12 protein-coding genes are annotated in these 12,083 nt (G+C 58.6%); 7 read left to right on the top strand and 5 right to left on the bottom strand.

The window, feature by feature from the left end; all coding sequences use genetic code 11:
- The first annotated feature begins 561 nt into the window (after positions 1-561).
- Both acs and J2741_RS07980 read left to right on the top strand, forming a co-directional pair.
- Positions 562-2,463, top strand: coding sequence for an acetate--CoA ligase (acs, locus tag J2741_RS07985; protein WP_209674631.1), 1,902 nt, complete (start codon positions 562-564; stop codon positions 2,461-2,463).
- Positions 2,464-2,655: 192 nt separating this feature from the next.
- Positions 2,656-3,921: an L-lactate MFS transporter gene (locus J2741_RS07980; protein ID WP_245249456.1), complete on the top strand. Its 1,266-nt coding sequence runs from the start codon at positions 2,656-2,658 to the stop codon at positions 3,919-3,921.
- 510 nt (positions 3,922-4,431) lie between these two features.
- Here the strand turns inward: J2741_RS07980 and J2741_RS07975 are convergent.
- Positions 4,432-4,827, bottom strand: a complete 396-nt coding sequence (locus J2741_RS07975) for a YkgJ family cysteine cluster protein (protein ID WP_209674629.1) — start codon at positions 4,825-4,827, stop codon at positions 4,432-4,434.
- Positions 4,828-5,021: 194 nt separating this feature from the next.
- Here J2741_RS07975 and J2741_RS07970 point away from each other — a divergent pair, with 194 nt between their 5' ends.
- Positions 5,022-5,366, top strand: a complete 345-nt coding sequence (locus J2741_RS07970; RefSeq protein ID WP_342452244.1) for a YciI family protein — start codon at positions 5,022-5,024, stop codon at positions 5,364-5,366.
- Between the two features lie 125 nt (positions 5,367-5,491).
- Positions 5,492-6,601 carry a PEGA domain-containing protein gene (locus J2741_RS07965; RefSeq protein ID WP_209674625.1) on the top strand — a complete coding sequence of 370 codons (1,110 nt, stop codon included), beginning with the start codon at positions 5,492-5,494 and terminating at the stop codon, positions 6,599-6,601.
- 231 nt (positions 6,602-6,832) lie between these two features.
- On the opposite strand, the gene J2741_RS07960 is transcribed toward J2741_RS07965, so the two are convergent.
- A complete protein-coding gene (locus J2741_RS07960; protein WP_209674623.1) occupies positions 6,833-7,147 on the bottom strand; it encodes a hypothetical protein in 315 nt (104 codons plus the stop codon).
- Between the two features lie 411 nt (positions 7,148-7,558).
- Between J2741_RS07960 and J2741_RS07955 the strand changes: the two genes are divergently transcribed.
- Entirely contained in the window at positions 7,559-8,989 is a 1,431-nt protein-coding gene (locus J2741_RS07955) for an RNB domain-containing ribonuclease (RefSeq protein ID WP_245249677.1), read from the top strand.
- A gap of 145 nt (positions 8,990-9,134) precedes the next feature.
- Entirely contained in the window at positions 9,135-9,845 is a 711-nt protein-coding gene (locus tag J2741_RS07950; RefSeq protein ID WP_209674619.1) for a YkgJ family cysteine cluster protein, read from the top strand.
- 63 nt (positions 9,846-9,908) lie between these two features.
- Here the strand turns inward: J2741_RS07950 and J2741_RS07945 are convergent, their stop codons facing one another.
- From J2741_RS07945 to J2741_RS07935, 3 genes are all read right to left on the bottom strand, one after another.
- Positions 9,909-10,196, bottom strand: a complete 288-nt coding sequence (locus tag J2741_RS07945; protein WP_209674613.1) for a hypothetical protein — start codon at positions 10,194-10,196, stop codon at positions 9,909-9,911.
- A gap of 415 nt (positions 10,197-10,611) precedes the next feature.
- Complete coding sequence (locus J2741_RS07940) at positions 10,612-10,866, bottom strand: hypothetical protein (protein ID WP_209674611.1); 255 nt, start codon at positions 10,864-10,866, stop codon at positions 10,612-10,614.
- 43 nt (positions 10,867-10,909) lie between these two features.
- Positions 10,910-11,284 carry a SpoIIAA family protein gene (locus J2741_RS07935; protein ID WP_209674609.1) on the bottom strand — a complete coding sequence of 125 codons (375 nt, stop codon included), beginning with the start codon at positions 11,282-11,284 and terminating at the stop codon, positions 10,910-10,912.
- Between the two features lie 132 nt (positions 11,285-11,416).
- Here J2741_RS07935 and J2741_RS07930 point away from each other — a divergent pair, with 132 nt between their 5' ends.
- Positions 11,417-12,058 carry a phosphatase PAP2 family protein gene (locus J2741_RS07930; protein WP_209674607.1) on the top strand — a complete coding sequence of 214 codons (642 nt, stop codon included), beginning with the start codon at positions 11,417-11,419 and terminating at the stop codon, positions 12,056-12,058.
- The last annotated feature ends 25 nt before the right edge of the window (positions 12,059-12,083 follow it).

Genomic DNA, 12,083 nt, shown 5'->3' with positions numbered 1-12,083 from the left:
AAACCCTACAGACTCTTAATTTTTTAAACCGGTTTATTGATCGAATTTAACCCGTCCCCACCGTGAGACCCTGCCGTGAAAAGACCGGGAAAGATCGTATTCAACCCGACATGCAATTTTCACGGATATCTTCGGGAGATTTCCTCCGACTCCCTTATCCTCCCGCTTGCCCGCCAAAGATGCCGGCCATCAAAGAATTATCGCAGAAGATGTGGGTTTTACAGGGGTATCCCCGTTCACGAAGAAAATGCCGCCACCTGCTGAAGTAACCAGGCTCGACGGGCAGGGAGAATGCTGTCGCCGGTGCAGAACGAAGGATTAATAATTATAATGATTAATCATTATGAAAAGGTGGGAGGGTTTGGAAAGGAACCGCAACGACATCCGGAAGAGGGGACCCTCGACACGGGGTTCCCGGGAACCGCAGTGGAACAACCGACACATCCAATCAATTTGAGATCAGGAGATCCTCCGCCGTGGAAAGCACCGGAGTAGAGGGGCCGGAAAGGTCTTTATTCCTCTCTCCCGGCGGGATACATTGACGAAATAAGGTGCGAAGACATGGCTGAATCATTTGACGTGCCATTGGTTGAGGAGGAGAAATTTTACCTCCCCGACCCATCCTACAAGCAGCAGGCGTGGACCAAGGATTACCAGAAGGCATACGAGGAGTTTCTTGCAGACCCGGACGGTTTCTGGGAGACCCAGGCGAAACAGCTGGAGTGGTTCAAACCCTGGACAAAGGTCAGGGAGTGGAACTATCCCTATGCAAAGTGGTTCGTCGGCGCTAAGCTGAACATCACCTACAACTGCCTGGACCGGCATGTGGCCAACCACAGAAGGAACAAGGTGGCCATGATCTGGCGGGGCGAGGAGGAGGGAGAGGAGCGGATCCTCACCTACCAGAAGCTCTTCCACGAGGTCTGCAGGTTCGCCAACGGGCTCAAGAAACTCGGGGTGGCCAAGGGCGACCGGGTATGCATCTACATGCCCCTTGTCCCCGAGCAGGTAATCGCCATGCTCGCATGTGCCCGGATCGGGGCGGTCCACTCCGTTGTATTCGGCGGGTTCGGTGTGAACGCCCTGAACATGCGGATCAAGGATGCCGAGGCGAAGGTAGTGATTACCGCGGATGTGGCCATCCGGCGGGGAAAGACCATCCCGCTGAAGACAATCGTAGAGGAAGCCGTGGTCAACGCACCGAGCGTTGAGAAGGTCGTGGTACTTTCAAGAGAGAAGGAGAACCCCGTGGAACTGCACAGGGAGATGGAGGTCGACTTTTACGACCTGATGAAGGGCGTATCCACCCGGTGCGAGCCCGAGGTTATGGACGCGGAGGACCCGCTGTTCATCCTCTACACTTCGGGTTCCACCGGTACTCCGAAAGGTATCGTGCACACCACCGCCGGATACATGGTGGGGACGTATTATACGACGCTGAATGTCTTTGACCTGAAAGATACGGACGTATACTGGTGCACTGCAGACACCGGCTGGATTACCGGGCATTCCTACGTAGTCTACGGGCCCCTCTGCGCCGGGGGCACGGTAGTGCTCGGAGAGGTGACTCCCGATTACCCTGACCCCGGATCGTTCTGGAAGATCATCGAGGAACTGGGAATTACCATATTCTATACCGCACCGACCGCCATCCGGATGTTTATGAAGGTGGGGGAGGAATGGCCGAATAAATACGACCTCTCCTCGCTCCGTATCCTGGGTTCTGTCGGAGAGCCGCTCAACCCCGAGGCATTCGAGTGGTTCTACAAAGCGATCGGGAAAAGCCGGTGTCCCATTGTAGATACGTGGTGGCAGACCGAGACCGGGATGCAGATGATCACCACGATGGTGGGAGAGCCCATGCGCCCCGGATTCGCGGGTAAATCGATCCCCGGGGTCGTTGCCGATGTGGTAGACAAGAGCGGAAAACCGGTAGAGCCCGGCACCGGGGGGTTCCTGGTGATACGGAATCCCTGGCCCTCTATGCTCCGTACGGTCTACAAGAACGACGAGCGGTACCAGAAATACTGGGACACTATCCCGGGCTGCTATACCGCGGGCGACCTGGCAGTGAAGGGAAAACACGGCTACATCATGGTCATCGGAAGGGCCGACGACCTGATCATCGTGGCGGGCCATAACATCGGGACCGCCGAGGTGGAGAGTGCGCTGGTCTCCCACCAGGCGGTCGCGGAAGCGGCGGTAATCGGGAAACCGGACCCCATGAAGGGGAACACTATCAAGGCCTTCGTAATCCTCCGGGTGGGCTTTTCCCCGAGCGATAAACTGAAAGCGGACCTGACCTACCACGTCCGGATGACCCTCGGCCCGATCGCCATGCCCTCCGAGATCGAGTTCATGGACAAGCTGCCGAAGACCCGGTCAGGGAAGATCATGCGCCGCGTGCTGAAAGCGAAAGAGATGGGGATCGACCCGGGAGATATCTCTACCCTGGAGGAGTAACCTCCCTTTTTCCAGGAGTATGGCGTTATGGCGAGTGAAACCCGGGTTTTAACGATCCGGATGGAAAGGAGCGCCCCACCCCGACGTGTCTCGCGGGGACCTCCGGGGACGTGCAGTCCCGCCGGCGCAATTGAGGGAATGAGTACCTGCGATATGGAGCAGAATTCGAGCAACTAATGAAGGAGAATCGGAATGGCTGTGGTGCATGAATTGAACGTGCTCGGGATGCCGGCCGAGAAGGGCCGGTGGGGCCTGGTAGTGCTGGGGCTGCTGATCAACCTCTGTCTGGGGACCATCTACTCGTGGAGCGTCTTTGTCGGGCCGCTTACCGCGTACTTTACCGACACCCTAGGACAGTCGGTGACGGCAAACGACGTCCTCCTTCCGTTCTCGGTGTTCCTGGCGTTCTTCGCTATCGCAATGCCGCTGACCGGGAAGTATATCGAGAGCTGGGGACCCAGGAACGTCACCATCGTCGGTGGGATCCTGACCGGTCTCGGGTGGCTGCTGGCCTCCACCGTGACCTCGGTCCAGATGCTCTACGTCGTGTACGGGATCATCGGGGGGATCGGGGTCGGGATCGCCTATGGGGTGCCGGTGGCGGTCTCGGCCCGGTGGTTCCCCGACCGGCGGGGGGTCGCCGTGGGGCTGACCGTGCTGGGGTTCGGGTTCTCCGCATTCTTCACGGCGAACATCGCCGGGTTCCTGATCGGGAGCATGGGCGTGATGAATACCTTCAGGGTCTTTGGAGTGGCCTTCATCATCCTAATCGCGCTCCTGGCGTTCCCCCTCAGGTTCCCCCCCTCCGGCTGGACGCCGAAAGGGTGGGCTCCCCCCACCCCGCGGGCCGGTGAGATCACCTGCGAATGTGACCGTGGGGCCATGGTGAAGACGACCGCCTTCTACGGGCTGTGGATCTGCTATTTCATCGGCTGCCTTGCAGGGCTGATGGCGATCTCGATCGCCAAGCCGGTGGGTACCGAACTCGGGATCGAGGCCGGCCTGGCAACGTTCCTGGTGGGCTTCTTCGCAATATTCAACGGTGGCGGCCGACCCGTGTTCGGAGCCCTCACCGACAGGATCAATCCCCGGAATGCCGCCCTGGTCTCCTTTGCCCTGATCGCATTCGCGTCTTTGATCATGTGGGTCGTCCCGGGCGAGGGGATCTACATCCTGGCCTTCGCCATACTGTGGGGCTGTCTCGGCGGGTGGCTGGCCCTCGCGCCCGCAGCGACGGGGTCGTTCTTCGGGACCTGCGACTACCCGCGCTGTTACGGGCTGGTTTTCCTGGCTTACGGGGCGGGGGCGATCGCAGGGCCCCAGCTCGCCGGGTTCATCAAGACCTCCACGGGGGTGTACGAAGGAGTCTTCCCCTACGTGGTCGGGCTCGCACTGGTCGGGATGGTCATAGCCTTCCTGTTCATGCGGCACCCGAAGGTGAAAGAAGCGGAAGGATAGGAAATTTTCACATTCTTTTTTTTATCCGGAAACTCTTTCGAACAGACGCTCCCGGGGCTGCCGCCCCGCCGCTGCGGCGACCCGACGGGATATGCCTGGACTGTCGGCACGCAGAGATTTGTCAAAGGAGTCAACAGAACAAGTTCATGAACCGCCGCCGGGGCGCCCTTCGGGGGCGGCGGAACCATCGTGTGTGGATTTTCGACACAACTTTAGGATGGTTCCACTCTGTTCCTCGACGCTCCCGGGGCTGCCTGCCTGCCGCTGCTTACCCTGGCACGGGATATAACTGGACCGTCGTACCGCAGAGATTTTCAGAGGAATCGGCAGAACAAGTTCATGAACCGCCGCCGGGGCGCTCTTCGGGAGCGGCGGAACCATCGCGTGTGTTTTTCGGTAAAAAATCTCCCAGACAGTTCTTCTCTATTCCCGACGCTCCCAGGGCCGCCACCTCCAGGAACGTCACGAAGAAGATTTGGTAACATACCTTTTTTCAAAAATATCCGACTATTACGGCGCTTTCTCCCTGCACGCCGGGCAGCTCCCGTAATACTCCAGGTTCTTCCAGTTCCAGGGGGTGAACTCCCGGCAGACCCTCGGTTTGACGGTGTGGATCCCGCACCACGCCTTCCCATCCTCCGATCGCCGGAAAAACGGGCATTTCCTCATGGCCTTCCCGTTCGGGTCCTGCCAGTAATAGATCCGGGCGATGCGGTCCAGGTCCTGCCTGGTGACCTCCGTTCCGCTCCCTTTCCGGCCGTCCGTGAACCTTACCCTGACATGCCGGAGAATATCCTTTCTCCCCTGTTCGATCCAGGGAATGATGTCCTCGACTATGCCCTTCTGGTTCCATCCCCAGCGCTCGCAGCAAATTCCACACTGTATGCAGTCCTGTTCGGTGGTCACTCGGAAACCTCGCCGGCCCTGTAGTACTACATGTCCGGCACGATTTTTTTAAAGATTTTCGCTCTGATCGCTCAGCACTGTCGTCCCGGAGGCAACCCGCCAGTTATTCCTTTCCTGATCTCCGGCCCTACGGCCATTACGGATCCCGTAGTGTTGTGATAGGTTTATCCGATTCCCTGCACCACAGGCAGATCATGGATGGAACCGGCACGGCTCCCAGGCCCGATAAAAGGTATTTCTTTTTGAAACTTCACTCGCCTCGCCCGACATTTCCCGGGGACATGAACGAAGCCGAGGCACGAATCATGCAGGCACACGTGGCTTATTGGAGGAGGTTGGCTGATGAAGGCAGCATCGTGGTATTCGGGCCGGTTTCGGACCCGGACGGGGCATGGGGGATGGCCGTCGCGGAGGTGGATGATGCGGAAGAGGTCCGCACCATGGCCGCCGGAGATCCCGTTATTCTCTCGGGGCTTGGGTTCTCCTACGAGATTTTTCCGATGGCCCGGGCGATCGTCCGTAGTACATGCGTACTATAGTCTTAATGTTCATTTTCCCCGTTTCAATCGGGGAGTGCCATGACCCCGGCATGGCACGCTCTCCACCGACCCACCACTGCTTTTATAAACCTTATCGGTAATTCACTCCTTGGACGTGATACCAGATGAAAAACATCTCTCTTATCGTTCCGGCTCTTGTCCTGCTCGTGATGATGATCGGGCCGGCCTTCGCCCAGCCGACATCGCAGGTCGATGTCAGCGGGGGCACCGCGTACAACTCGGGAAGCATCTATGTCGATTCGACACCCCCGACCGGCTCGGCCATCCTCGACGGGGGGATTGCCCAGCTGATCACCCCGGGAACCTTTTCCGGGGTGAGCCCCGGACTACATAGCGTGATCGTCACCAAGCCCGGTTTTTCACCGATCGCCACGACTGTAACGGTCACCGCCGGGACGACACAGAACGTGATAGTTTCCCTGACCCCGGTGGCGAACCCCGGCGGACTCTCGATCAAGTCCACCCCCCAGGGAGCGGCATTCACCATCGATGGGATCTCCGAGGGGAAAACGAACCAGGTCGTGGGTAACCTCGCACCCGGACCGCACAAGGTGACCATTGCAGAAGCAGGGTATGAGGTCTACACCACTACTGCAAACGTGGTTGCAGGAGAGATCACCGACCTGAGTGTTACCCTCGTCGCCGAGGTCAACCCCCCCACCGGCGACCTCCAGGTGGGATCAACTCCTTCGGGAGCTGCAGTCTTCGTGAACGGGGATTTCAAGGGAAATACTCCGGTCGATGACACCCTGGATATCAATGACCTTGCCCCCGGGACCTACACCGTTACCTTAACGCGAACGGGCTATGAGGACTACACCAAATCCGTGAATGTCGTCGCAGGAGCAAAGACACAGCTCTCCGCGATCCTTCAGCCCTCCGGACAGGCCCCGACGACCGCCACGGCACAGATCACCTCGACCCCCAGCGGGGCTGAAGTCTACGTGAACAACGTGTTCGTCGGTATCACCCCGCTCACGTTCACGAACGTTTCTCCCGGACAGTATTCCATCGAGATAAGGCTCGCGGGCTACAACACGTTCTCGACTACCGGCATGGTGACTGCGGGACAGAACGTGCAGGTTTACGCTGCATTATCCCCGGTTGCACCGGTCACCACTCCCACCACGAAGGCGCCGGCAAGCCCGGTCACGGCAGTTATTGCCCTGGGTATTGCCGGACTTGCAGGAGTCCTGTTCCTCCGGCGGCATTAGCCCCGGCATCAGGGACCTTTTTTTTCAGTTTGTGCATGGTACACAACAGTACCTCCGTTACTGGTTATTCCCCTTTTTCAGGTACCTTACAGAGATTTCTTGATCTCCTCCTATTCTCCAGCCCATACTAGGACTGAGTCAAAGTTTGGGATCAAAGATGCAGCGGAGAACCGGATCGCCTGTTCTCAACTCCGGCAAATGCGAAATATTAGAAGAAAAGGGGGATCCCGGTCACGTCTTTCCGCGGACCGCGAGCGCACTCTTGATTGCGGCCTCCCATTTCGCCGCGGCGCCGGTATGAATTTTCGTCGGCTCGACACTTCCTGCAAACTGGATCATGAGGGTCTTTCCATCGGGGGCTTGGACCGACTGTATCGTGTCCATAGACTGGTCAATCTTTACCTCGGCCTTTTTCGAGAGCATCCCTCCGGTCATCGCCTCGAACACAAACCTTGAATCGGTAAGATAGATCGTTCCCTTTCCAAAATAGTCCGATTTTGCAGGATCCTGCAGGATTAGTTTCTCACCCTCGCGTAAGAATGCCATTGTTTTCCTCGATGAGTTATAGCACGATTATCTCCCACTTAATACTTTCTCAAATCGCCCAGGACCGTCCGGTCGGCGGCATCGTACCAATCGCAGATTCACGGGCCATGTCGATCTGGATGCCCCACATTATGCCCGGACCACCATTAGATTTTAGAAGAAGTCCTGGATGATGTGCGGCCGCCAGGAATTCCCGGGTAATGGACATCATCGCCCGCAGCGTCCCGGTTGCGGTCAGGATGGATTCGCTGCAGGATCCGGCGACCAATCTTCCGGTTATTTAAGCAAAGGGACCCCCATCAATGAATCATGCCGCGTGACGATACTCCCCGGCCAGGGAACCCGCACCAGAGGAGGGAGGGCCGCAATTCGCTCCCTCCCGTGGACCTGAATGCTATCGCCCTCGATACCATGGTCAGTTACGGGTTTTACCCCAGGTTCTCCCCGCAGGTGTCCCGGGAGGTGAATTCGCTCGATCCTGGAAGGACCTTCGAACGGCAGAGCGACCTCCGTGACCTCAGGGAGCTGCTCTGGTCCTCGATAGACAACTGGGATTCCGAGGACCTGGACCAGATCGAATACTGCGAGAAGGGAGCGGACGGGGAGATCGCGATCAAGGTGGCTATCGCAGACGTGGACGTCTACGTACCGCAGGGGTCCCGTACCGACCGTCACGCCGCCCACAACGGCACCTCGGTTTATACCGGGGTGGAGACTTTTCCCATGCTCCCGGACAGGCTCTCGAAAGGGATCTCCTCCCTCCTGCCCGGGCAGGACCGTATCGCAGTTGTCATCGAGTATACGGTCCTGCCCGGGGGTGACGTCCGCCATGGCGATATTTACCGGGCGCTGGTCCGTAACCACGCACAACATGTCTACGAAGAGGTCGGGGACTGGCTGGAGGAGATCGGTCCCGAACCGGTATCCGTGAGCGTGGTCCCGGGGATGAATGCGCAGGTCAGGCTACAGATGGAGGCCACCGCGAGGCTTCGTGCATTCAGGATGGCCCGCGGGGCCCTGGACCTGGAGACCCTTGAGGCCCAGCCGGTGGTCGAAGGAGGAATTGTCAGGGACCTGGTTGTCCAGACGCAGAATGCAGCCCGTTCACTGATCGAGGAGTTCATGGTAGCAGCGAACGAGACGATGGTAACCAGGCTGGGGGCCGCGGGAATGCCCATGGTCCAGCGAGTGGTGAGGGTCCCGCGCCATTGGGACGAGATCGTTGACACCGCAGCGAAATTCGGGGAGCATCTCCCTCCGGGGCCTGACGCGGGAGCACTCTCCCGGTTCCTTACCCGGCGGAAGGAGGCCGACCCGGAGCGGTTTCCGGACTTGTCCCTGACCATCGTGAAGCTCATCGGCCACGGGGAATACGTTGCCTACGTTCCCGGCGAAGACCCGATCGGGCATTTCGCCCTGGCGGTCGTCGATTACACCCACTCCACCGCCCCGAACCGCCGGTACGTGGATATCATCAACCAGAGGCTGATCAAATCGGTGCTGGACGGCGTCCCTTCCCCCTATTCCCCGGAGGAACTGACCGAACAGGCCGATTGGCTTACCGGAAGGGACAAGGCGTCCCAGAAAGTGGAGCGGTTCATGCGGAAGGCTTCGGCCGCCGTGCTCCTTTCGGACAGGATCGGGGAGCTCTTCGAGGCGTTCGTCACCGGGGTGACGGAGCACGGGAGCTTCGTCCGGCTCACTGCCCCTCCCGCGGAGGGAAAGGTCACCGAGGGGGACCAGGGGCTCAGGGTCGGCCAGAAGATAAGAGTCCGGTTGTTGCGGACCGACCCCGTTCATGCCCACATCGATTTTGCCCGGGTAGGAACGCTCAGGGAATAACCGGGCGCCGGAAGGCATGACCTGCCCTCACGGGGTCCTTTGTTCTCGGCCCGTCATGAGCACCGGCCGGTCCATGAAATAGGCCGGGGCAATATATGTCTCCACCGATACCTTTTCTCTCTCCGTCTCCCACTACTACCCAACGGTGGTCGAAATCTCCCTCGTGCCGATTCCTTATCGCATCGTGGCCCTGACCCGGGAGCAGCACAACCTTTTCGAGTATCCACCCGAGCGCCTTGCAGAGGTGATCCGGGAGGTCGGGTTCTTCTGCACCTGCTGTGGAAAATGCTGCACGCGTGCCTTCAACGGGCATGTGTTCCTCCTTGACCGGGATGCCGCCGTGATACGGGCGCTCGATCCCGCGGCCATCGAGCCCGCCCCCGACCCCGAGTTCTGCGACCAGAACGGCACCTTCTACGTTTCCGGATATGCGTTGCGTTCGCAGGGAGACCCGGCAGGGTCATGCTGGTTCCTGGAGAATGGCAGTTGCAGGATTTACCGACAGAGGCCCTCCATCTGCCGCATCTACCCGTCAATGCTCCACCGCGAACCCGATGAGGAAGGGATCGTGGACTGGCGCCAGGTCTCCGGGTTGAACGAACACGGGGAATACCATCACGATATCCCGCCGGAGGAGTGCACGGAACTTGCCAGGGAGACCAAGGAATACGAGAACGCGGTCCTCTCCCAGGAACTGTCGTTCCTCGAACTGATCGGGAATTATTTTGCGGAGCATGGCCTCCGGCACGTGCAGAAGGTCTATGACGACAGGATGCGGCGGTTTCGGAAAGGCGAGCCCGTGAAGGTCATGGTCTTCTCCGCCGGCACCCTCGTCCCCCACACCTGGATGAAATAATCCGCCCCGTTCAGCAGGCGTACCACCTGGATCGTGAGTCCCGGCCAGGGAATGTATCCCTGTTCAGCAGTCGTTTCCTGTCCTGAACGGATCATCCCGCTCCTCTTTCTGCCGGTAATACTCCACCAGCCGGTTCACCTCTTCGTAGGCCTTTTCTTTGTCCTTTATCCCGGTGAAGAGGATCCTCACGTCCTCGATATCGTCCTTGATGTAGACCGCCTCGTCATACACCACGAGCAGGATCTCCCCGTCGGGACCGAACCTGTGCTCCTCGCAGTCGCCTTTCATGTAACGGTCCCTCTGCTCCCTTGTGGGAGCGGAATACCTGTTCTCGTATCGGTAGACACCCATTTTCAGGTACGTATCTCCCCGGGAGCACGATATACTTCGCGTGTTTTTTATTCACCCGCGCACAGGACACTCGCCCTTGGAGAATTAAGCGAGGGATGTGCAGGACTCCCGGGCCTCTCACGGGAAACCGGCTTTTGTCGGAATCCTGTTTTAAATGACTTCACCCGGGGCTTCGCGCCCGCCTCAGCACACGCCACTGCAAGGGTTAAGGATTCAGCCAAAAAAAGAGTGCAGGAACGGATTCCCGGATTTTCTGACCTACGGCGTAACGATTGCCCCACGCGAAGGAAGGATCAGGGCGGAAGATACAACGGACCTGTCGGTCATTCGCCGTTACATGACCCGTCAGTCATTCATTGATTCGGAAACGTCAGGCATACACCGTATCGCAGGGTCCCGGGTGAGAAACCGCCCGCTACCCTTCTCCTTTCTCCCATTCCGGGTTTTCCAGAAGGAATTTCTTCTCTTTCTCCTCGAGCTCGGCCGTGGAAAACTTCGCGGGGATGCAGATACACCGCTCTTCGACGAACTCCCCGTGCTTGAAACAGCCGAAACTCTTCGAGCGGGAGCACGCACCGTACTCCCCGGTATCGAAATTGTGAAAGACCAGCTCTTCGCCCTCTTTCTCCGCGACCTCCTTCGCCTCTTTCCAGGACTTTGCTGCGGCCATATGAATACCCCGCGAGATGTGTTCGCCACGATGGGCGAACGCCCTATTTCTCCTCGCTCTTCAACCAGTCCCAGGCTTCCTGCACCCGTTCTTTTTTAAAGAACCTGACCTTGGTCCCGGTGAGTGTTGAAAAGGCCCGGAACAGCCAGGTCATCCATTCGTCCCAGGTCTCGTCGACCACCACCGCGAGCCTCTCGACTTTCAGGAACTTCGGACCGAGAGTGAAATCCTCCCAGGCGGCCCCGACGGTCCACCCCTTGAAATCCTCCATCAGGAGGAGGACGTTGATCCGGGCGTGTTCTTCGATGCTCTTTTCAATCACGGGGGAGAGGACGTCCATGTAGTCAGCCTCGGTCACCCTTCCGGAGAGCCGGAATCCGATGTTCTTTCCCGAACTTTCGGCAAGTCGTTCGATCATATGACGCACCTTCAGGGAAGAAGCGGGGACGTATATGATAAACCTTTCTCCAAGGGTCCGGGAATGGCAGGGGGGCTGCGTGGGCAGGTACGGGTCGGAACCATTATCGCCATGATATCTCAAGAATACCCGATGGATCTGAAGATGGAGACCGTGATAGTCCTGCTCCTTTCGTGCGGGATCGCGCTCTCTATCGCCGCACATCTCTTCGCGGTCTTTCCCTTCGATCTCTCGGTGACCCACGAACTTCAGGAAGTGAATAATCCTGCATTTTCCGCCGTCATGCGAGGGGTGACCTTCCTTGGTGACCCATGGTCCGAGGTGGCCCTCATTCTGGCGGTCACTCTCTTCCTGCTGTACAGGCACATGCGGATCGAGGCGATATTCGTAATGGCGACGATCTCCAGCGTGGTCCTCACGGCAGTCCTCAAGGTCCTGGTCGGGAGACCACGCCCGCCCCTGTACCTTTCGAATCTTGCGGATCTCTTCCTGGCTATCGACCGGTACAGTTTTCCGAGCGGGCACGTCCTTTTCTTTGTGGTTTTTTTCGGGTTTGTGGGCTACCTCGGCGGGGTGCATCTCTCGGGCTGGCTGCGCATCCTCCTCGTGAGTCTCTGCGGCGCCCTTATTGTGCTCATCGCGCCATCACGTATTTTCCTCGGTGCACACTGGGCGAGCGATGTGATAGGGAGTTACGTGATCGGGACGCTGCTGCTCATAATCCTCATCCTGTTGTACCAGCACAGGGTCCGGGAAAGCTGCCTCCCTGACTGAAGTAACTAATTCCTGCGGGTCGTAT

The organism is Methanolinea mesophila, assembly GCF_017873855.1.
In the GTDB taxonomy this organism is placed as follows: Archaea; Halobacteriota; Methanomicrobia; order Methanomicrobiales; family Methanospirillaceae; genus Methanolinea_B; species Methanolinea_B mesophila.
Note: the sequence above shows the minus strand (reverse complement) of the source record. Positions and strands in the feature narration are given on the sequence as shown.

Coding starts and splice junctions, on each gene's coding strand:
- J2741_RS07955 (WP_245249677.1), top strand. CDS start 7,559: ATGGTCAGTTACGGGTTTTACCCCAGGTTCTCCCCGCAGGTGTCCCGG.
- J2741_RS07965 (WP_209674625.1), top strand. CDS start 5,492: ATGAAAAACATCTCTCTTATCGTTCCGGCTCTTGTCCTGCTCGTGATG.
- acs (WP_209674631.1), top strand. CDS start 562: ATGGCTGAATCATTTGACGTGCCATTGGTTGAGGAGGAGAAATTTTAC.
- J2741_RS07930 (WP_209674607.1), top strand. CDS start 11,417: ATGGATCTGAAGATGGAGACCGTGATAGTCCTGCTCCTTTCGTGCGGG.
- J2741_RS07945 (WP_209674613.1), bottom strand. CDS start 10,196: ATGGGTGTCTACCGATACGAGAACAGGTATTCCGCTCCCACAAGGGAG.
- J2741_RS07960 (WP_209674623.1), bottom strand. CDS start 7,147: ATGGCATTCTTACGCGAGGGTGAGAAACTAATCCTGCAGGATCCTGCA.
- J2741_RS07940 (WP_209674611.1), bottom strand. CDS start 10,866: ATGGCCGCAGCAAAGTCCTGGAAAGAGGCGAAGGAGGTCGCGGAGAAA.
- J2741_RS07970 (WP_342452244.1), top strand. CDS start 5,022: ATGGATGGAACCGGCACGGCTCCCAGGCCCGATAAAAGGTATTTCTTT.
- J2741_RS07935 (WP_209674609.1), bottom strand. CDS start 11,284: ATGATCGAACGACTTGCCGAAAGTTCGGGAAAGAACATCGGATTCCGG.
- J2741_RS07980 (WP_245249456.1), top strand. CDS start 2,656: ATGGCTGTGGTGCATGAATTGAACGTGCTCGGGATGCCGGCCGAGAAG.